General features: G+C 28.6%; 16 protein-coding genes. 10 read left to right on the forward strand and 6 right to left on the reverse strand.

Annotated features, from left to right (window positions below; genetic code table 11):
- Positions 1 to 192 precede the first annotated feature (192 nt).
- The 3 genes from ABJG40_RS01625 to ABJG40_RS01635 all read right to left on the reverse strand — a co-directional run bounded on the left by ABJG40_RS01625 (position 193) and on the right by ABJG40_RS01635 (position 5642).
- Complete coding sequence (locus ABJG40_RS01625; RefSeq protein ID WP_348022836.1) at positions 193 to 1494, reverse strand: amidohydrolase family protein; 1302 nt, start codon at positions 1492 to 1494, stop codon at positions 193 to 195.
- A 19-nt stretch (positions 1495 to 1513) separates the two neighbouring features.
- Entirely contained in the window at positions 1514 to 4468 is a 2955-nt protein-coding gene (locus tag ABJG40_RS01630; RefSeq protein WP_348022837.1) for an amidohydrolase family protein, read from the reverse strand.
- A 97-nt stretch (positions 4469 to 4565) separates the two neighbouring features.
- Positions 4566 to 5642: a DUF3810 domain-containing protein gene (locus ABJG40_RS01635; protein WP_348022838.1), complete on the reverse strand. Its 1077-nt coding sequence runs from the start codon at positions 5640 to 5642 to the stop codon at positions 4566 to 4568.
- 138 nt (positions 5643 to 5780) lie between these two features.
- On the opposite strand from ABJG40_RS01635, the gene dnaB reads away from it, so the two are divergent.
- The 4 genes from dnaB to bshA all read left to right on the forward strand — a co-directional run bounded on the left by dnaB (position 5781) and on the right by bshA (position 10921).
- The gene (gene dnaB, locus ABJG40_RS01640; protein ID WP_348022839.1) at positions 5781 to 7301 is read left to right on the forward strand and encodes a replicative DNA helicase; all 1521 of its coding nucleotides are present in this window, start codon (positions 5781 to 5783) and stop codon (positions 7299 to 7301) included.
- A 73-nt stretch (positions 7302 to 7374) separates the two neighbouring features.
- Entirely contained in the window at positions 7375 to 8634 is a 1260-nt protein-coding gene (locus ABJG40_RS01645) for an asparagine synthetase B (protein ID WP_348022840.1), read from the forward strand.
- 131 nt (positions 8635 to 8765) lie between these two features.
- Positions 8766 to 9611 carry a transketolase gene (locus ABJG40_RS01650; RefSeq protein WP_348022841.1) on the forward strand — a complete coding sequence of 282 codons (846 nt, stop codon included), beginning with the start codon at positions 8766 to 8768 and terminating at the stop codon, positions 9609 to 9611.
- Positions 9612 to 9784: 173 nt separating this feature from the next.
- Positions 9785 to 10921: an N-acetyl-alpha-D-glucosaminyl L-malate synthase BshA gene (gene bshA, locus ABJG40_RS01655; RefSeq protein WP_348022842.1), complete on the forward strand. Its 1137-nt coding sequence runs from the start codon at positions 9785 to 9787 to the stop codon at positions 10919 to 10921.
- A 61-nt stretch (positions 10922 to 10982) separates the two neighbouring features.
- Here bshA and ABJG40_RS01660 read toward each other — a convergent pair whose 3' ends face one another.
- The gene (locus ABJG40_RS01660) at positions 10983 to 11618 is read right to left on the reverse strand and encodes a DUF937 domain-containing protein (protein WP_348022843.1); all 636 of its coding nucleotides are present in this window, start codon (positions 11616 to 11618) and stop codon (positions 10983 to 10985) included.
- 123 nt (positions 11619 to 11741) lie between these two features.
- Here ABJG40_RS01660 and ABJG40_RS01665 point away from each other — a divergent pair, with 123 nt between their 5' ends.
- The 5 genes from ABJG40_RS01665 to ABJG40_RS01685 all read left to right on the forward strand — a co-directional run bounded on the left by ABJG40_RS01665 (position 11742) and on the right by ABJG40_RS01685 (position 18828).
- Entirely contained in the window at positions 11742 to 13067 is a 1326-nt protein-coding gene (locus ABJG40_RS01665; protein ID WP_348022844.1) for a dicarboxylate/amino acid:cation symporter, read from the forward strand.
- 11 nt (positions 13068 to 13078) lie between these two features.
- Positions 13079 to 14257: a sulfurtransferase gene (locus ABJG40_RS01670; protein ID WP_348022845.1), complete on the forward strand. Its 1179-nt coding sequence runs from the start codon at positions 13079 to 13081 to the stop codon at positions 14255 to 14257.
- A 95-nt stretch (positions 14258 to 14352) separates the two neighbouring features.
- Positions 14353 to 15627, forward strand: a complete 1275-nt coding sequence (gene glyA / locus ABJG40_RS01675; RefSeq protein ID WP_348022846.1) for a serine hydroxymethyltransferase — start codon at positions 14353 to 14355, stop codon at positions 15625 to 15627.
- A gap of 140 nt (positions 15628 to 15767) precedes the next feature.
- Complete coding sequence (locus ABJG40_RS01680; protein ID WP_348022847.1) at positions 15768 to 17684, forward strand: CBS domain-containing protein; 1917 nt, start codon at positions 15768 to 15770, stop codon at positions 17682 to 17684.
- Complete coding sequence (locus ABJG40_RS01685; RefSeq protein ID WP_348022848.1) at positions 17653 to 18828, forward strand: succinylglutamate desuccinylase/aspartoacylase family protein; 1176 nt, start codon at positions 17653 to 17655, stop codon at positions 18826 to 18828. The genes ABJG40_RS01680 and ABJG40_RS01685 overlap by 32 nt, the downstream gene beginning before the upstream one ends.
- Here ABJG40_RS01685 and rmuC read toward each other — a convergent pair.
- Positions 18825 to 20168, reverse strand: coding sequence for a DNA recombination protein RmuC (gene rmuC / locus ABJG40_RS01690; RefSeq protein ID WP_348022970.1), 1344 nt, complete (start codon positions 20166 to 20168; stop codon positions 18825 to 18827). The two genes, ABJG40_RS01685 and rmuC, sit on opposite strands and share 4 nt — an antisense overlap.
- A gap of 91 nt (positions 20169 to 20259) precedes the next feature.
- Between rmuC and ABJG40_RS01695 the strand changes: the two genes are divergently transcribed.
- Positions 20260 to 20799, forward strand: a complete 540-nt coding sequence (locus ABJG40_RS01695) for a 1-acyl-sn-glycerol-3-phosphate acyltransferase (RefSeq protein ID WP_348022849.1) — start codon at positions 20260 to 20262, stop codon at positions 20797 to 20799.
- 153 nt (positions 20800 to 20952) lie between these two features.
- Here ABJG40_RS01695 and pepT read toward each other — a convergent pair whose 3' ends face one another.
- Positions 20953 to 22188 carry a peptidase T gene (gene pepT / locus ABJG40_RS01700; RefSeq protein WP_348022850.1) on the reverse strand — a complete coding sequence of 412 codons (1236 nt, stop codon included), beginning with the start codon at positions 22186 to 22188 and terminating at the stop codon, positions 20953 to 20955.
- Between the last annotated feature and the right edge of the window lies 1 nt (position 22189).

Here is a 22189-nt window from a genome sequence, read left to right on the forward strand (position 1 = left end):
GTATAGAAAAGTAGAATATAATAACAATATTTGTATATCAATAAGCCAAATAGTTAGTTTTGATTTTATTAAATGTATTTGAATTAAAATTTATATGAAAAAGGGAAAAAGAAAATTTGGTTTTTTTTGATATCTGTTTAACATTAAAAGGCTCGCTATTAGCGAGCCTTTTTTATATAAAATAAAAATATTTTATTTGGTTTTATATTTATTAGAATAGCGTTTCCAAAGTTTTGTTTGGTGCGTTTCTAAACTAATTTTTCTTCCTTTTATAAAAGCATCTGTTAAACTATTTCCTCTCATATCTAAAGCATCTCCTTCAGATACAAATAAAGTAGCATCTTTACCAACTTCTAGAGTTCCAACAAAATCATCTATACCTAATATTTTTGCGTTGCTAGAAGTAATCATTTTTAATGCTTCTTCTTTATCTATTCCAAATGCTGCATAAGTTCCTGCATAAAAAGGTAAATTTCTTGTATTCATACGTTCCATTTGTCCTTCCATACCTAAACCTACGTTTATACCTTTTTCTATTAAAATTTTTGCATTTCTGTAAAATAAATCATAATCATCATCTTCTTCATTAGGTACCCTGTGAGATCTTTCTACAATAACAGGAATATCATTTTTTATTAATAAATCTGCCACATTTTCTGCACCTTTTGCATGAACAAGAACTATTTTATGGATTCCTAATTCTTTAAAAGATTTAATAGCATCTGTAATTTCTTTTTCACCATTTACATGTATAAATATTTTTTGAGTACCATTAAATAAACCACTTGTTGCTCTAAAAGGAAGATTTTCTGTAGAAGAATTATTCGCTAAAAAACTTTTAGCATCAGTAAAAAATGTTACAATTTTTTGAATATTGTTTACATAATTTTTATCTTCTTTTAACGCAGGGTCTTCACCTAACCACCAACGTCCGCGAGTTAAACTATTTGGCCAATTTATATGTACTGCATCATCTTTTTTTATGGCAGCATCTTCCCAATTCCAAGCATCAAATTGCATTACAGAAGAAGTACCAGAAATAGTACCACCTCTTGGTGTAATTTGTCCCATTAAAACACCATTAGGCCTCATAGATTCTATCACTTTACTCTCTGCGTTATAAGCTATTAAGCTTCTAATGTGTGGTAACATAGCACCAACTTCGTCTTCATCATCACTTGCTCTTACAGCATCTATTTCCACTAAGCCTAAAGAAGCGTTTGCAGCAATAAAACCAGGGTAAATATGTTTTCCTGTAGCGTTAATAATGGTTCCCATTCTTGCAATTTTTATCATTGCAGAACCAACAAAAGTAATTTTTCCGTCATTAAACATTATGAGCGAGTTTTTAATGACTTTTCCATTTCCTAAATGTGCTGTTGCTCCTTCTATGGAAAAAGCTGTTGTTTGTTTTGGAGCTGGAGTTTGTTGTGCAGATAAATTTCCTATAAAGAATAAGAAACATAGCAAACTATATATATATTGTTTTTTCATTTTGTATTTTTTTAAGTTTTTATTCTGTATCACAATGAAAATGTTGGTTACGTTTTTTCTTTGGCATCACAGTTTTACCACCGTTCATTTTTTCAGCAAGCATCATTTTTAACAATTTGCTTTTTTCTGATTTAATTGCTGTTCTTTTTTCTAAATCTTTTTCAATATCAAAATAAATACTACCATCAATGATTGTTTTTTCTGCTTTTGCATAAATTGATAATGGGTTAGTGTTCCATAAAACAACATCTGCATCTTTACCTACTTTAATAGAACCAGTTCTATCGTCTAAATGCAATAATTTTGCAGGATTAATAGTAATCATTTTCCAAGCTTCTAATTCTGAAACTCCACCATATTTAATGGTTTTTGCAGCTTCTTGATTTAATCTTCTAGACATTTCTCTGTCATCAGAATTAATAGCAACAGTAATTCCTTGGTTGTGCATAATTGCTGCATTGTAAGGAATAGCATCTAAAACTTCATATTTATATGCCCACCAATCAGAAAAAGTAGAACCACCAACACCATGTTCTTTCATTTTATCTGCTACTTTATATCCTTCTAAAATATGTGTGAAAGTATTTATGGTAAAATTAAATTTTTCTGCAACCTTCATTAACATATTAATTTCTGATTGAACATAAGAATGACAAGAAATAAAGCGTTCTTTATTAATGATTTCAGCTAAAGTTTCCATTTCAACATCTTTTCTATATGGTTTTCCACTTTTCTTTAAAGCATCATATTCTTTGGCTCTTTGAAAATAATCTATAAACACTTGTTCAGTTCCCATTCTTGTTTGAGGAAAACGAATGGTATTATTTTGTCCCCAGTTAGATTGTTTTACATTTTCACCTAAAGCAAATTTGATAAATTTAGGAGAGTTTTTATAAAGTAAACCTTCAGCATTTTCTCCCCATTTAAGTTTTATAATTGCAGAACGACCACCAATTGGATTTGCAGAACCGTGTAAAATTTGAATTGATGTTACTCCACCAGCTAAATTTCTGTAAATATTCATATCATTAGGGTTTATAACGTCTTCTATAGAAACTTCTGCTGTTGAGTTATGTCCAGATTCATTTACTGCAGATGTTGCAATATGAGAATGTTCATCAATAATTCCTGCTGTTAAATATTTTCCTGTTCCATCAATAATTTTGGCTTTTCTAGATTTTAAGTTTTTACCAATTTTGGTAATCTTTCCTTCTTTTATTAAAACATCTGTATTTTCTAAAATCCCTTCATCTTCAGAAGTCCAAACAGTAGCATTTTTAATTAAAATTGTTTCTTGTTTTGGTAAATTAAAATTACCATATCCAACATTTGGATAACTTACAGGTAAAAGTGTAATGGCATCATTTTTCTTTTTTACCGTTTTTTTCTTTTTACTGTCTTTTGTAATTTTTTTAGCAGCAGTCCAAATAGATTCATTACCTGCTTCATCATAAGCATTTCCTTGCATTGCATTAGAAGCATTAATAGTTTGACCTATTAATCTTAAATAACCTTGATCTAAAATTGTTAAATGAATCCATCCATCTTTAAAAGTAAATTTAGATTTTACTTTTTTATCACCCATTTTTACAGAACCAGCTTGTTTAGCTCCTTTACCTGTAATTGAAAGTGTGTAATTTTTGTCAACTACACTTACCATATAATCACCTGTAAGATCTTTAATATTCATGTTGTTTATTACATTTTTATGACCTTGAACCCAGTTTTCATAAATGGTTGTTTTAGAATCAAAAATATCACCAGAAGTAATAATAAAATTAGCATAACTACCAATGTTTAAATTACCAATTGTTGTTTTACCTAATAAATCTGCAGGAATTGTAGTTAATGCAGCTAATGCTTTTTCTTTACTAAAACCGTATTTTATTGCTTTTTGTAAATTTTTATGAAAAACACTTATCGATTTTAATTTGTGTGTTGTTAAAGCAAAATTAATTCCGTTTTTTTCTAAAACTTTTAAATTTGATGGGTCTTGATTCCATTTGCGCATATCACTTAAAGCAATATGTTTTGCAATTAATGGATTGCTTACATCATAAGCATTTTGAAAACTAATAGGAACAATTAAACTTGCATTTGTTTTTTTAATTTCATGAATTCTTTCGTATTCATCTCCACCTCCTAAAATAGTATATTGAATATTAAATTCGTCTCCAATTTTATCTGCTCTTAAAACATCTAACCAACTTCCTGCATTAAAAATTTGTAATAAGTTTTTGTTAGCATTTAAAGCTTCTAAAGATTTGTCTTTGTTTTTAGCATTGCCATCTTCATACCATTTTGCATCTAAATACATTTGACGTAAAAGTGCCATTGATCCCATTTTTGAAGTAGGGTAGGCTTGTTTAGATAAAACACTTTTGCTAAAAGATAAATATTGTGCCGAAACATTATCTAATATTCTGTAGGCATCAGAAGAATTTGGATTTAAGGCAACCAACATACCATTACCGCTAACAATACCATCTTGTAAATGTGTATTTACAACACCAAAACCAGCTTTTAAATAATCTTTAGCTTTTTTTTGGTCAAAAATAAATGAATTAGCAGCTTTTGTTTCTGGTCTTACGTGATCATTCCAATAGAAACCTTTTCTACTAGCATCATATTGAGGTCTTTCACTTCGTCTTCTAACTCGATTACTTTTTGGTTTTGTAATTCCAAAATTAGAATAAACATCTATAAAAGAAGGGTATATTGATTTACCTGCCAAGTCAATCACCTTAGTTCCTTTAGGAATAGAGACAGATTTACCAATTGCTAAAACTTTACCATCTTTTAATACTATAGTACTTTTTTTAAGTACTTTTTGGGGAGTTACATAAATAGTAGCGTTTTTTAAGGCTACTATTTTATTGTTTGTTGTTTTTACACCTGTATTTGTTGGGAAATATTCTTGCGATTGCAAAGAAAAAACAACAAATAAGGAGAAGAATAAGAGTAATTTTCTCATAATTAATTAGAGTTAGTTATTTGAATTAATTCACAATTTAATTAGAAGCATTTTGTAAAATGTTAAAAGTAATTGTTTTAACAAAAATTTAAGAAAACTAGTTATTAGGTAAAACTTCAAAATAACTGATAAATAAGTCTACAACATAATTGTAAGAATCTAGACCTTTTGTCTGTTTATTTGCTTTTAAGTATGCATTGTACCCTTTTTTTACAAGTGGTTCAAAAGGGTTTTTATATTGTTGCCAATGTTTATAACTGGCGTTAAAATCTTTAATTATGCCTTTATTAAGAGTTTTCGAAAGTGCTTTTGATAAATCGCTGTCACGTTTTTTAATCTCAGAAATACAATATCCAAAAGCCATTCTATAGCTGGCATATTTAAAATAAATATCATCATTATAATTTGCAGCTAAAAAACCAATAAAATTTGCTTCATTTTCTGCAGCAAAACCAATTTGATGTGCCATTTCATGACACGTAGTTGTTGGATAACTTGTTTTTGGAATTCTACTATTTACTTGTGCTTCACCTGTTAACGGATTTAAATATCCACCTGTACCATTATAAGATTGCAATAAACTCATTAAGGAGTTTTTAACAGATTTATACTTGTATTTTAATTGCGGAAAATCGTTAGATAAATTATCATAACCAGAAATAGCCATTTCATACATTTTCTTTTGAGAATAAGGGTTTTCTACTTTTAAAGTATCATTTTTAGTAATTTTAAATTGATACTTATTTAATTCTAAAATAATATGTTTTGTAACTTTTTTTAATTGATTTGTAGTATATTTTTTTTGTGTATAATTTAAATTTTTTGCCAAAGGTTCTCTGTAATAATTCAATCCCCAAAAGAGATAAAAACAAAAATAAATAACAGAGAAAATTGCAACTAAATGAATGATTTTTGGGATGAAATTCTTAAACTTATTTTTTATCAATTTATAAATAGATCGAAGAAAAATAAGCAAACCAATAGCTAATAAAACATCGCCCACAGAAAAAGGAATCCAGCCTAAGATTATTCTAAAAAAAGAAGAAATGTAAGGGTAAATTCCGTTTGAATAATACTGTTCTATAAAATCAGGATTTCTTGCCACCAATTTCATCAAGAGTATTTGAATTGGTAGTAAAATAGTTAAAATTATATGTTTTTTATTCCATTTCATTTTTGTAAAAATAACAAATCAAATTAGAAGTTGACTGGTTATTAACAAGATAATAACAATTTTGTTTACAATATATGTTTACAAATTAAAGTTAATTTTTAGAAAGGACATTCAACCTAAAAAAGTACATTTGTCATCATGGAAAAAACGACCCCTGTTACAGGTAAAAAGATAGATAAATCAAGATTAGTACAGCTAGAAAAAGGGAAAATTCCTCCTCAAGCAATTGAGTTAGAAGAGGCAGTTCTTGGTGCAATGATGATTGATAAAAAAGGAATTGATGACGTTATAGACGTTTTAAGTGCTGAAGCTTTTTATGATCAAAAACATCAAGAAATTTATGCTGCAATTTATGAATTATTTCAAAATTCTGAGCCTATAGATTTATTAACAGTTTCTAATTTGTTAAAAAAGAACGGTAAATTAGAATTTGTTGGGGGAGATTTTGCATTGATTCGTTTAACTCAAAAAGTGGCCTCTTCTGCACATATTGAGTTTCATGCTAGAATTATACTTCAAAAATTTATTCAGCGTAAATTAATTTCAATTTCTAGTGATATAATCGAAAATGCTTATGATGAAAGTACAGATGTTTTTGATTTATTAGATGATGCAGAAGCAAAACTTTTTGAAGTTACACAAGGAAACCTAAAAAAGAGTTCTGAAGATGCAGGTTCTTTAGTGAAACAAGCTTTAAGAAAAATTCAAGAAATTGGTAATCAAGAAGGAATGTCTGGTTTAGCTACTGGTTTTACTAAATTAGATGCCTTAACTTCTGGTTGGCAACCATCAGATTTAGTAATTATTGCTGCACGTCCTGGTATGGGAAAAACGGCTTTTGTAATTTCTATGGCAAAAAATATGGCAATCGATTTTAATCATGGTGTTGCAGTATTTTCTTTAGAGATGTCTTCTGTTCAGTTGATTACACGTATGATTTCTTCTGAAACAGGTTTAACATCAGAAAAATTAAGAAAAGGAAATTTAGAACCGCATGAATGGGAACAGTTAAATGTAAAAGTAAAACGTTTGTCTGATGCACCTATTTTTATTGATGATACTCCATCGCTTTCTGTTTTTGATTTAAGAGCAAAAGCAAGAAGATTAGTATCTCAACACAATGTTAGAATTCTGGTTATAGATTATTTACAATTAATGACTGCAGGTGGTAAAGCAGGAGGTAATCGTGAGCAAGAAATTTCTATGATTTCTAGAAATTTAAAAGCTTTAGCAAAAGAATTATCTGTGCCAGTAATTGCACTTTCTCAATTATCTAGGGCAGTAGAAACACGTGGAGGCTCTAAAAGACCATTATTATCAGATTTACGTGAATCTGGCGCAATTGAGCAAGATGCAGATATTGTGTCGTTTATTTTTAGACCAGAATATTATGGTATGACAGAATGGGATGATGATGAGCATACTCCTTGTGAAGGTCAGGGTGAGTTTATTGTTGCAAAACATAGAAATGGTGGTTTAGATAATATTCGTTTAAAATTTACTGGACATTTAGCAAAATTCTCTGATTTAGAAGAAGGATTTAGTTCAGAATTCCAATCGTCTATGAATGCAGATTTTCCTGATGATCCTTTTGGAGGTTCTAATGAAGGAGGAATTGACCCTAAAGATGCTTTTGGTGATGATGATGTTCCTTTTTAAAATATTAAAAATTTTATAAATTTATAGAAATACACAATTGCTTTAAAGTAATTGTGTATTTTAGTTTTTAGATATGAAAAAACTAATTATTTTATTTACACTTTTATTCATTTCAAACTCAATTTGGGCATCCTTTATATATGTACCAATGAATCATGATAACCAAAAGAACCATTTAAAAGCTTACGGAATTATCTATTTTTCATTAGAAGCAGGTTTAAAATCTAAATGGTTATTAAATTATGATGGAGGTGCATTTTTAATTGAAAATAATAAAATTGTAGAAAACGAATGCAAAATTCGTGGCGTTTCTTATCAAATAATTTCTGATGCAAAATCACAATTAATTTTGCAAGAAATTTCATCTCCTTCATCAAACAAAGAAGCTGTAACCTTAGAAAAAGCACCCAAAATAGCAGTGTATTCTCCAAAAGACAAAATGCCTTGGGATGATGCTGTTACTATGGTTTTAACCTATGCAGAAATTCCTTTTGATGTTATTTATGACAAAGAAGTTTTAGCTGATAAATTACTTATTTACGAATGGTTGCATTTACATCATGAAGATTTTACAGGACAATATGGACGTTTTTATGGTTCGTTTAGAACTGCTCCTTGGTATATTAATGGAAAACAACGAGCAGAAAATCAAGCCAAAGACTTAGGTTTTAATAAGGTTTCGCAAGAAAAGTTAGCAGTTGCTAAAAAGATTCGCGATTATGTAATTGGTGGCGGATTTATGTTTGCCATGTGTTCTGCAACTGATAGTTTTGATATTGCTTTGTCTGCAGAAGGAGTAGATATTGCAGAAGCTATGTTTGATGGTGATGCATCAGAACCAAATTATCAATCTAAAATTAATTACAATAAAACATTTGCTTTTAAAGATTATCAATTAATTAGAAACCCGACAACTTATGAGTTTTCTACAATAGATATGACACGCAAAAGAAAAGTTCCTAAAACATCAGATTATTTTTCTTTAGTAGAATTCTCTGCAAAATGGGATCCTGTTCCAACAATGTTAACACAAAATCATACAACTTTGGTAAAAGGTTTTATGGGACAAACAACTTCCTTTGATAGAAATACAGTAAAAACGAATGTGTTGGTTTTGGGTGAAAACAAAGTAAATAGAGAAGCACGTTATATACATGGAACAAAAGGTAAAGGAATGTTTACTTTTTATGGAGGTCATGATCCTGAAGATTATAGCCATAGAGTAGGAGACCCTAAAACAGAATTAGATTTGCATCCAACTTCTCCTGGATATCGTTTAATTTTAAACAATGTTTTGTTTCCTGCAGCTAAGAAAAAGAAGCAAAAAACATAGATTTCTTATTTCAAATAATTAACAAAAAAGAAGATTTTGTCTTAATTGGTATAATTGAAATTATTGCTTAAAAATTATCTTGTTAGTTGCTATTAAAAAAATTACTTTTGTAATCAAATTAAAATAAAACAATGCCAACAACACAACAATTACAAGATTTTACGCAACAAGTTCGTAGAGATATATTAAGAATGGTTCATAAAGTAAGTTCTGGTCACCCAGGTGGTTCTTTAGGATGTGCAGAGTTTATTACTTGTTTATATCAAGAAATAATGGAATATTCTACAGATTTTGACATGGATGGTAAAAATGAAGACTTATTCTTTCTTTCTAATGGTCATATATCTCCAGTATTTTATAGTGTTTTGGCTCATAGTGGTTTTTTTCCAGTAGAAGAATTAAATACTTTTAGGTTATTAGATTCTCGTTTGCAAGGACATCCAACAACGCATGAAGGTTTGCCTGGAGTTAGAATTGCTTCTGGTTCTTTAGGACAGGGATTGTCTGTTGGTTTAGGTGCAGCACAAGCAAAAAAACTAAATGGAGACGATAAATTGGTGTATACCTTACATGGTGATGGAGAATTACAAGAAGGTCAGAACTGGGAAGCAATTATGTATGCATCAGCAAAAAAAGTTGATAATTTAATTGCTACTATAGATTTAAATGAAAAACAAATTGATGGAACTACAGATGAAGTTTTAGCAATGGGAAGTTTAAGAGCTAAATTTGAAGCATTTGGATGGGATGTTTTAGATGTTGAAAAAGGAAATGACATTGATGCTATTTTAACAGGTTTAGCTAAAGCAAAAGCTTTAACAGGTAAAGGAAAACCAGTTTGTATATTATTACATACAGAAATGGGTAATGGAGTAGATTTTATGATGCATACACATGCATGGCATGGTAAAGCACCAAGTGATGAGCAGTTAGAAAATGCTTTAGCTCAAAACCCTGCAACTTTAGGAGATTATTAAAAACTATTCAAAAATTAAAGAATAAATATTAAAGAGTTTTTCAATCGAATTGAAAAGCTCTTTTTTTATGCTTTTATTTAGATTTCAACTGTAAGAATAAAGGTATATTTACAACTAAAGATTGATATTAGTTAATCTTTTAATTTTAAATCATTTAATATTTCAATAATTACATGAAAATAGGAATTGTTTGTTATCCAACATTTGGAGGAAGTGGAGTAGTAGCTACAGAATTAGGAATGGCATTGGCAGATAAAGGTCATGAAGTGCATTTTATTACATACAATCAACCAGTTCGTTTAGATTTTTTGTCTCATCATTTACATTTTCATCAAGTTGTTCTAGAAGAGTATCCACTCTTTGAATATCAACCTTACGAGTTAGCTTTATCTAGTAAAATGGTTGAAATTGTAGAAAAATATGACCTAGAAGTCTTACACGTTCATTATGCAATACCACATGCCTATGCAGCATATATGGCTAAACAAATGTTAAAAGAAAAAGGCCTTTCTGTAAAAGTTGTAACCACTTTACACGGAACAGATATTACCTTAGTAGGAAGTCACCCTACATATAAAACTGCTGTAGAATTTAGTATTAATAATTCTGATGTTGTAACATCTGTTTCAAATGATTTAAAAAATACAACTAATAGATTATTTAATATAAAGAAGGATATTAAAGTAATTTATAACTTTATTGATGTTGATAAATATGATAACGTTCATCAACAAAAATGTAATAGAATAGCAATTGCACAACCTTATGAACGTATTTTAACACATATAAGTAACTTTAGACCAGTTAAAAGAGTAGAAGATGTCATTAAAATTTTCTATGAAGTACAAAAAGAAATTCCTTCTAAATTATTATTAATAGGTGAGGGGCCAGAGAGAGCAAAAGCAGAAAACTTAGTAAATAAATTAAATATTTCTGAAGATGTATTATTTTTAGGAAACAGTTCTGAAGTAACAAAAATTCTTTGTTATACAGATATATTTTTATTACCATCTCAAACAGAGAGTTTTGGTTTAGCAGCTTTAGAAGCTATGGCAGCTAAAACTGCAGTTATATCTACAAATACAGGAGGTTTACCTGAAGTAAATATTCATGGAAAAACTGGTTTTTTAAGTAATTTAGGAGATGTAAAAGATATGGCTAAAAATGCAATTTCTATTTTAAATGATGATACTATATTAGAAACTTTTAAAATTAATGCTAGAGAGCATACCAAAAAATTCTCTTTAGAAAATATTCTTCCAGTTTATGAAGAAATTTATAAATCTTGTTATAAAAGTGAAGTTCAATAAAAGAAAAAGCTCAAACTAATAAGTTTGAGCTTTTTTTATAATATGTAAGATAAATTAAATTTTATTTACCAAAAAGTCCACCAAGTAAACTTCCAATTCCTCCAGATTTTTTATCACCACCTAAAAGCATTCCAGCAACATCATCTACAACACTTCCATCTCCATCAGCGTCTAAAATTTGCTCTAAGAAATTTTGTTCATTTTTTGCTTCATTTCCACCAAGCATTCCACCCAATAAACCACCTAATCCAGAAGAATCTGTAACATTGTTTTGACGAGATTGTTTTCCTAAAACACCCATTAATAAAGGGGCAGCAACTTTAAGGATGTTACCAACAGAACCTGCATCTAAACCAGATTTTTGACCAATAACTTGCTCTACACCTTGTTGTTTACTTCCTAAAATATGTCCTAAAATTCCAGCACCATCTTGTTTTACACTATCATCTACACCACCATTAAATAAACCACCAAGGTTATCTAAAATGCTACCATCATGTTTTCCAGATAAAGCACTCATTAATCCTGCAGCTCCTTCTGGAGTAGAAGAATTTCTTTCCATTGCTTTCATTAAAACTGGCAAAGCCATCGTTAAAACACTACTTGTTTTACTAGAGTCATTTCCTGTAGTACCAGAAACTCCTGATATAATTTGTTTTCCTAAATCACTATTTAATAAGTCTAAAATACCTGCCATTATTTGTTTTTTATAATTAATATGAATGTTTTGTAAAATTATGACACAATATACAAATAAAGTCACATCACCTTATTATTATTTTTTTTACCTTTCAAAAAAATTATAACTATAAATTAATTAATGAAAAAACTAGCACTACACTGGAAAATTTTAATAGGAATGGTTCTTGGAATCGTTTTTGGGTTTGTAATGAATACTATTGAAGGAGGTAAAGGTTTTGTTACTGATTGGATAAAACCTTTTGGAACCATCTTTATAAACTTATTAAAATTAATTGCTGTACCACTAATATTAGCATCTTTAATTAAAGGAATTTCTGATTTAAAAGATATTTCTAAAATAAAGAAAATGGGACTTAGAACCATGGTTATTTATATGATAACAACTTTAGTAGCTATTGTTATTGGTTTAGGAATTGTAAATGTTGTAAAACCAGGAGCAGGTATGTCTGCAGATACTATTGAAAAAATTAAATCTAAATATGAAACTTCTTCAGGTGTTGTAGATAAGTTAGCAAAAGCTTCTGCTCGGAATGATGCTGGACCTTTACAAGCTTTGGTAGATATTTTTCCGAGTAATATTTTTACTTCTTTAGGTAATGCAAGTATGTTGCAAATTATCTTTTTTGCATTATTTGTAGGAATTTCTTTATTATTAATACCAGAAAAAAAAGCAAAACCTTTAATGGATTTCTTTGATTCGTTAAACGAAGTTGTTATGAAAATGGTAGATTTAATTATGCTGTTTGCACCTTATGCCGTTTTTGCATTATTAGCGAATGTAATTATTGCTTTTGATGATACTGAAATACTATTAAAATTGTTAGTGTATGCTTTATGTGTTGTTGTTGGTTTAATATTAATGATAGGATTCTACTTAGTTTTAGTAAGTGTATATACAAAAAAATCACCATTTTGGTTTTTAAAACAAATGAGTCCAGCACAACTATTAGCTTTTTCTACAAGTTCTAGTGCAGCAACCTTACCAGTAACTATGGAAAGAGTAGAAGAGCATATTGGTGTAGATAAAGAAGTTTCTGGTTTTGTTTTACCTGTAGGAGCAACTATAAATATGGATGGTACAAGTTTATACCAAGCAATTGCTGCAGTATTTATTATGCAAGTTGTATGGCCAGAAGGCTTAACCTTTTCTAATCAATTAATAATTGTTGCCACAGCTTTGTTGGCATCAATAGGTTCTGCTGCTGTACCAAGCGCAGGTATGGTTATGTTAGTAATTGTTTTAGAATCTATTGGGTTTCCGGCAGAATTATTACCAATTGGTTTGGCTTTAATCTTTGCGGTAGATAGACCCTTAGATATGATGAGAACAACTGTAAATGTTACTGGAGATGCAACTGTATCTATGATTGTAGCTAAATCATTAGGTAAATTACATGATCCAAAACCAAAAGAATGGGATGATAATTATGAAAATGTAAAGTAATTAAGATTAAAATGTCTTTAAAAATAACAAACCCTTTAGTAACTGTAAATTGGTTAAACTCACATATAGATAATACTAAATTAATAGTATTAAATTGCACTATACCTAAAGTTACAGCAAAAGAATCTATAACTATTCTTGAAAAAAAAGTACAAATTAAAGGGGCTCTTTTTTTTGATATAAAAAAGAATTTTTCTATTGTTAATAGCCCTTTTCCAAATACAGTTGTCGGTTCAAAAGAATTTGAAGAAAAAGTACAAAATCTAGGAATTTCTAAAGATAGTATTGTTATTTGTTATGATGATCTAGGTATTTATTCATCACCAAGAGTTTGGTGGATGTTTAAATTAATGGGGTTTAAAAATGTTGCTGTTTTAGATGGAGGTTTTCCAAAATGGAAAGAAAAAGGATTTCCAATAGAAAATGAACAAATACTATTAAAAGAAAAAGGAGATTTTATTTCTAATTATCAACCTAATAAAATAAAATTTATAGAAGATGTGCTTTCAGCAATAGACAATAAAGATATTATAATTGCAGATGCACGCTCAAATGGTCGTTTCTATGAAACAGAACCAGAGCCAAGAAATGATATTAAAACAGGTCATATACCAAATTCTATAAATTTGCCATTTTCTGAATTATTAGAAAACAAACAATTTAAATCTGTAACAGATTTACAAAGAATTTTTAAGAGTATTAATACAAAAAATAAAGAATTTGTGTTTTCTTGTGGATCTGGAATTACAGCATCTATTTTAGCTTTAGGAGCAGAATTGGCAGGTTTTACAAAACATGCTGTTTATGATGGTTCTTGGACAGAATGGGGTAGTATAGAAGGATTACCAATAACTCATACTAGCAAAAATAAAACTTGGAGTAAACAAGAGTTTTTAGCTTATGTTTTATTGTACGCTGCACATTGTAATTTTTTTGAAACCAAAGAAGAAGAAGAATATATACTATCTAGAGTAGACAAAATTACTTTTCATAAAATTCATACAGAAGTAGTTGTAGATTCTAACGAAGAAAACTTAGATAAAATACAGCAATATATTTTAGATAATAAATTAACACCTAATGAAAAAGAAGCGTTAATAAAAGATATTAAAAATGTGTTTTTTGCTGATGGTTCTGTAGATAACATAGAAAAAAAGGTTTTTAACATTTTAAAGAAAATTATTAATTAGCCATTTTAATAAAATTTGTAAGATAAAAACATTAAAAGATGTTTTTTACAAATATGATTTTATTATTTTTGTTGCTTTAAAAAAACACAACAACAATGCAACTAGACAATCAAATTTTTGACCTTATTCAGGAGGAAAAAGAAAGACAATTAAATGGCTTAGAGTTAATCGCTTCAGAAAACTTTGTAAGTGATGAAGTAATGAAAGCCCAAGGTTCTATTTTAACAAATAAATATGCTGAAGGATATCCTGGAAAAAGATATTATGGAGGTTGTGAAATAGTTGATGTAATAGAACAAATTGCCATTGATAGAGCAAAAGAATTATTTGGAGCAGAATATGTAAATGTTCAACCACATTCTGGTTCTCAAGCAAATACAGCTGTTTTTGCAGCTTGTTTAAAACCAGGAGAAACAGTTTTAGGTTTCGATTTATCTCATGGTGGGCATTTAACTCATGGTTCTCCAGTAAATTTTTCGGGTAAATTATACAATCCAGTATTTTACGGAGTAGATAAAGCAACTGGTAGAATAGATTATAATCATGTAGCTGCACAAGCTAAAGAACACAAGCCAAAATTAATTATTGCTGGTGCTTCTGCGTATTCTAGAGATATAGATTTTGCAAAATTTAGAGAAATTGCAGATGAAGTGGGTGCTATTTTAATGGCAGATATTTCTCATCCTGCAGGTTTAATTGCAAAAGGAATTTTAAATGATCCATTACCTCATTGCCATATTGTAACAACTACAACTCACAAAACATTACGTGGACCAAGAGGTGGTATGATTATGATTGGTAAAGATTTCGAAAACCCTTTTGGATTAAAATTGAAATCAGGAAAATTAAAGAAAATGTCTACTTTAATTAATTCTTCTGTTTTTCCAGGAAACCAAGGTGGACCATTAGAGCACGTTATTGCTGCAAAAGCAGTTGCTTTTGGAGAGGCTTTAACAGATGAGTTTTTAGAATATCAATTACAAGTAAAAGCAAATGCTGCTGAAATGGCAAAAGAATTTGTTGCTAAAGGGTATGATATTATTTCTGGAGGAACAGACAATCACTGTATGTTAATAGATTTACGTAATAAAGATATTTCTGGTAAAGATGCTGAAATTGCATTAGGAAAAGCAGATATTACAGTAAACAAAAACATGGTTCCTTTTGATGATAAATCACCATTTGTTACTTCTGGAATTCGTATTGGAACTGCTGCTATAACTACACGTGGTTTAGAAGAAGAAGATATGAAAACTGTTGTAGACTTTATTGATGAAGCAATTAAAAATGCAGATAACGAAGACGTATTACATGAAATAGGAGAAAGAGTTGCTCATATGATGAGTGCAAGAAGATTATTTGTTATGTAAAACAACAATTTAGAAAAATTACAATATTTAAAAAGCATCAAGTTAATTCTTGATGCTTTTGTTATTGTTATAGTAATGATAATTATCATATTTGTTTTGCCTTATTTTTGCTTACTTCGTAGTAATACAATACGTTCAATATGGGGTCACAAGCTGTTTCTGCAATAAAAACGCAAAAAGATCGTAAAGAATTTGTACATCATTTACTCAATGATATGGAAGCTTTTGAGTATATGATTAAAAATAATTTGTTTGAAACTGGCATACATAGAGTAGGTGCAGAACAAGAATTGTGTATTGTAGATAAAGATTTTAGACCATCTACAAAAGCTTTAGAAATTTTAGAGAAAATTAATGATTCACACTATACTACAGAATTAGCATTATTTAATTTAGAAATAAACTTAGATCCTTTTGAATTAAAAAACAAGTGTTTTACTAATATAGAAAAACAACTAACCTCTTTATTAGATAAAGGGTATAAAGTAGCAGAAAGTATAGATAATAATAAAATTATACTTGCAGGAATTTTACCAACTTTAAGAAAAAAAGACCTGGTTTTTAAAAATGTTACTCCATTTAAACGTTATAAAACATTAAATAATGTTTTAAAGAAAATGCGTGGAGATGATTTTAAATTGCATATACAAGGTGTAGATGAACTAATTTTAAAGCATAAATCTATTTTGTTTGAAGCTTGTAACACTAGTTTTCAAGTTCATTTACAAATAAATCCAGAAGAAGCAATAGATAAATACAATTGGTCGCAAGTTATTGCTGGACCATTACTATCTATAATGACAAATTCTCCTATTTTATTAGGAAAAGAATTATGGAGTGAAACTAGAATTGCTCTTTTTCAACAAAGTATAGATTTAAGAAATGTAACTCATTTTTCTAGAGAACAAAAACCGAGAGTTTCTTTTGGTAATAATTGGATAAAAGATTCTATTTTAGAATTATTTACAGATGATATTTCTAGATATCCACCTATTGTTTCATCAAAATTTAAAGAAGATTCTATAGAAGCTGTTAAAAAAGGAATTATGCCTCAATTAAAGGCTTTTAATCTTCATAATGGAACTTTATATAAGTGGAATAGATTGTGTTATGGAGTTCATAAAAATGTAGCTCATTTACGTATTGAAAATAGATATATTCCTGCAGGACCAAGTGTAAAAGATGAAATTTCAAATGCACTTTTATGGGTTGGTGTTATGCAAGGTATGCCAAAACAATATGAGAAAATTTGGCGTAAAATGCCTTTTAATGATGCTCGTGGAAATTTTATAAACGCAGCTAGAACAGGAATAAATACTTATTTTAATTGGTTTGATAAAGGAATATCTGCAAAAAAACTATTAGAAAACATTTTAATACCAATGGCTAAAGAAGGTTTACTAAAGTCTGATATTGATGAAACTGAAATAGATTATTATTTAGGAATTATTCAAAAAAGAATTGATACGAGTATAACAGGTAGTAAATGGCTTGTAAAAAATAAACGTAAATTAAGAAAGGAAGTTTCTAGGTATGAATCTCATGTTATTTTAACAGAAAATATGTATAAAAATCAGAGGTTAAATAAAACAATTTCTGAATGGGAATCTGTAGATATTTATAAAAATAATAGTGATAAAAAATATGATAAAGTTTATAAGATAATGTCTACAAGTCTTTTTGTAGCTCATGAAAACGATTTATTAAAACTAGTTTTAAAAATAATGGAATGGAAAAAAATTCATCATATTCCAGTAGTAGATAAACATAATAAAATTGTAGGGGTTATAGAAAAAATACAATTAGATGTACTCGATTTTTCATCAAAAAAAGTAAAAAATAGGGTTGCAAAAAATATTATGAATAAAAATTATGATGTTTTAGATCCAGAAGCAACCTATAAAGAAGCAAAAAAATTAATTTTAAACACAAAAAATACCTGTATTGCAGTTGTAAAGGAAGATAAGTTAGTTGGAATTTTTACAAAAAGTGATTTGATAAGAACAGAAAAAAACAAAAAAATTAATGAGCAAGCAGATAGAAATTCAATCTTTTAATGAAAAAATTATTGTAAAAAGAGTAATAGGAAATATTAGCGGCACTAAAGAATCTCCTACTGTTATTGCAATTGGTGGAATTCATGGAAATGAAAGAGCTGGTCTAAATGCACTATCTCAAGTTTTTAATAATATTGAAAAAGAGAATATACCTTTTAAAGGCAATTTTTATGGAATTGCAGGTAATATAAATGCCATATTAAAAAATATTCGTTTTAAAAATGTAGACTTAAATAGAATTTGGACCAAACAAGAGGTTCAAAAATTATACAATGGTTATGATTTAGAAGTAGAATATCAAGAACAATATGAAATTTATATTATTATTAGAGATATTTTAAAATGGGAAAAGGGACCTTTTTACTTTATAGATTTACATACAACTTCTGCAGATACACAACCTTTTATTACAATTAGTGATTCTTTAAATAATAGAAAATTTTCCTCTAATTTTACTATACCCACTATTTTAGGAATTGAAGAATTTTTAGACGGACCTTTGCTAACTTATATAAATGAATTTGGTCATATAGCATTAGGTTTTGAAGCGGGTCAGCATGATAAAAAAGAATCTGTAGATAATACAGTTGCCTTTCTTTGGTTGGCTTTAGTTGCAGCAAAATGTGTTAAAAAGAAAGAAATAAAAAACTATAGTTTTTATAAAAAATCATTGTCTTTTTTTAACGAACAACAAGAATTTTACAAAATAGATTATAAATACACCATTAAGCCATTAGAAAGGTTTAAAATGGTTGATGGTTACAAAAATTTCCAAGAAATTGATAAAAATGAATTGTTAGCTTTTTCTAACGGAAAAGAAATATATTCTTCTTATAAAGCTAAAATTTTTATGCCTTTATATCAACAAAAAGGTGATGATGGTTTTTTTATTATTTCTAAAATTTCTAAATTTTGGTTAAAAGCCTCTAGAATTCTAAGAAAATTGAAGTTTCATAACCTTTTAACTTTGTTACCTGGTGTAGATGCAGATCTTGCAAATAAACATACTTTAATTGTAAACCAAAAAACGGCAAAGTTTTTAGCTACAGATATTTTCCATTTATTTGGATACAGAAAAAAAATAATAGAAAAAGATAAGTTTTATTTTATAAAAAGAGATCGCAAAGTAAGTGAGTTTCTTTAGTCTTCTTGATTTGCTCTTTGAATAATATTTTCTGGAAGAGATTTTTTAGCTTTAGCTCCCATTTTCTTTAACTTTTCTACACTTGTAATAAGGTTTCCTCTTCCTTCAAAAAGTTTATTCATAGCAGCATTATAATCAGTTTTAGAAGCATCAATCTTCTTACCAACACCAATTAAATCAGCTAAAAGACCATGAAATTTATCATATAAAGCACCCGCTTGTCTCGCAATTTCTAAAGCATTTTTTTGTTGTTTTTCATTGTTCCACATGGTATCTATAGTACGTAAAGTAGCTAGTAGAGTAGAAGGTGTAACAATAACAATATTTTTTTCAAAAGCTTTATTGTATAAACTATTATCTGTATTAATTGCAACTGCAAAAGCAGGTTCTATAGGTATAAAAAGCAATACAAAATCTGGCGATTCTATTTTATAAATGTCTTCGTATTTTTTTTCAGACAATTGCTCTACATGTCTTTTAAGTGATGCAACGTGTTCTTTTAAAAATTGTTCTTTTAAAGTATCATCTTCTTCATTTACAAACTGTTCATAAGCTGTTAAAGATACTTTAGAATCTACCACCATTTTTTTATTATCTGGCAAATGAATTACAACATCTGGTAAAATTCTTCTGCCTTCTTCATTTATAAAGCTTTGCTGCACATAGTACTCTCTATCTTTCTCTAAACCAGACCTTTCCAAAACTCTCTCTAGCACTAGTTCTCCCCAGTTTCCTTGCATTTTATTATCTCCTTTAAGAGCTTTTGTAAGGTTTAAAGTTTCTTTACTCATTTGCTGATTTAGCTCTTTTAAGCCTAAAATTTGCTGACGTAAAGCAGCGTGATAATCGATACTTTCTTTGTGAGTTTTATCTACTTTATCTTCGAAAACTTTAATTTTTTCTTGTAATGGATTTAAAATTACCTTTAAGTTTTCTTTATTTTGTTCAGTAAATTTATTCGATTTTTCTTCTAAAATTTTATTCGCTAAAACTTCAAAATCATTGGTAAATTTCTCTTGTAGTTTTTCTACTTCCTTTTTGTTTTCTTGTAGTTTTTCTTCTGTATTTTTAAATTCAGTTTCTAAACGCGTTTTATCAGAAATTAAATTTTCTTTTTCTTTTTGAATGAATTTTAGCTCGCTTTGCAGTTCATCAATTTTAATTTTGGCATTTTTTTCACCTTCATTAAGTTTAGATATTTCAAATTCTAGGGCAGATTTTTCTTTTTCTGTGTTTCCATTTTCTTTTTCGAAATTTAATTTGGTTAAAAGCTTGCCAATAAAGAAACCTATTAAACTAAAAATCAGTGCTATTAAGAAGTAAATAATCAATTCGTTCATCATATCAATTTAAGTTCATAAATTTATCACTTTAAATAAGAACACAAAACCTTTAAATAAGGATTTTATAAACAGTTACTTTTATAGTTAAATGAAACGCATTTCAAGATTTATATTATTTACTTTACTCGGGTGGAAATTAGAAAACGACTTTCCTCAAGATATTAAGAAATATGTTGTTATAGCAGCACCACATACAAGTTGGGTAGATTTTCCTATCGCAATTTTATCTAGAATGGCTTCTGGAACAATGATTCATTTTATTGGTAAAGGGTCTTTGTTTAAACCACCTTTTGGTTTTTTCTTTAAAATGTTAGGAGGTACACCAGTTGATAGAACTAAAAGCAATAATTTAGTGGATGCAGTAATAGATGTTTTTAATACTAAAGATGAATTTAGATTAGGTATATCTCCTGAAGGAACAAGAAAAAAGGTAGATAAATGGAAAACTGGCTTTTATTATATAGCAAAAGGTGCTAATGTGCCTATTGTAATGGCTACACTAGATTTTGGAAATAAAAAAGTTAAAATTTCTAAGCCATATTATGTTACACCTAATAAAGAAAAGGATTTTGAGGTGTTTTATAATTACTTTAAAAATATAAAAGGTAAAAAACCTGAATTATTTTAACATTTTTGTGTGTTATATGATAAAAATGATTAAGTTTGTAGCGTAAACAATACTTTTTTATAGAGATTAGGGGCTTTATTCTTAATGAGTTTACTTAATAGCATAAGCTATGATAAATAAGTCTTCAGTTTACTGAAGACTTTTTTTATACTTTTATTTTTCTGAAACTTTTTTAGCAATACCAATAATTACTTCTGTTGCTTTTAGGATAGATTCTACAGGAACATACTCAAAACGACCATGAAAATTGTGTCCACCAGCAAAAATATTAGGACAAGGCAAACCTTTATAGGATAATTGAGAACCATCTGTTCCTCCACGAATTGCTTTAATTAAAGGAGTTATTCCTAAATCTTTCATAACTTCTTCTGCTATATCAACAATATGCATTACAGGAGTTATTTTTTCTTTCATATTAAAGTATTGATCTTTAATTTCTACTTTAATAATTTCTTGATTGTATTTTTTATTAAGATTGATTGCAGTTTGTTGTATTAATTGTTTTCTACCTTTAAACAATTCTAAATCATGATCTCTAATAATATACTCTAAAACAGTGTTTTCTACATTTCCATTCATGTCATGTAAGTGAAAAAAACCTTCATAACCTTCTGTTTTTTCTGGAACTTCGTTTAAAGGAAGAGAAGCAATAAATTCATTAGCAATAAGCATAGAGTTTATCATTTTTCCTTTTGCATAACCTGGATGAACAATTTTACCAGTTATTGTAACTTTTGCTCCAGCTGCATTAAAGTTTTCGTATTCTAATTCACCAATCTGACTTCCATCCATAGTGTAAGCCCATTTTGCACCGAACTTTTTTACATCAAATAAATGAGCACCTTTACCAACTTCTTCATCTGGTGTAAAACAAATTCTTATTGTACCATGTTTAATTTCTGGATGCTGAATTAAATATTCCATAGCAGAAACAATTTCTGTTATTCCTGCTTTATCATCTGCTCCTAAAAGTGTTGTGCCATCTGTTGTTATTATGGTTTGACCTTTATATTGTAATAAATCATCAAAATAACTAGGAGATAAAATAATATTTTGCTCTTTATTTAAAACGATATCTTTTCCATCGTAATTTTCTATAATTTGAGGTTTTACACCTTTACCAGTAAAATCTGGACTTGTATCAATATGTGCAACAAAACCAATGGTTGGCACTTCATAATCTAAATTACTTGGTAAAGTTGCCATGATGTAGCAATTGTTATCTAAATCTACATCTTGCATTCCTATTTCTTTCAATTCATCAACTAAAACCTTTGCTAAATCCCATTGTTTTGTTGTACTGGGAAAAGCAGGATTGTTTGGATCTGATTCAGTATCTATGGTAACATACTTAATGAATCTATTGATAATGTGTTGTTTACTAATCATT

The organism is Polaribacter sp., from assembly GCF_039939415.1.
Taxonomy (GTDB): Bacteria; Bacteroidota; Bacteroidia; order Flavobacteriales; family Flavobacteriaceae; genus Polaribacter.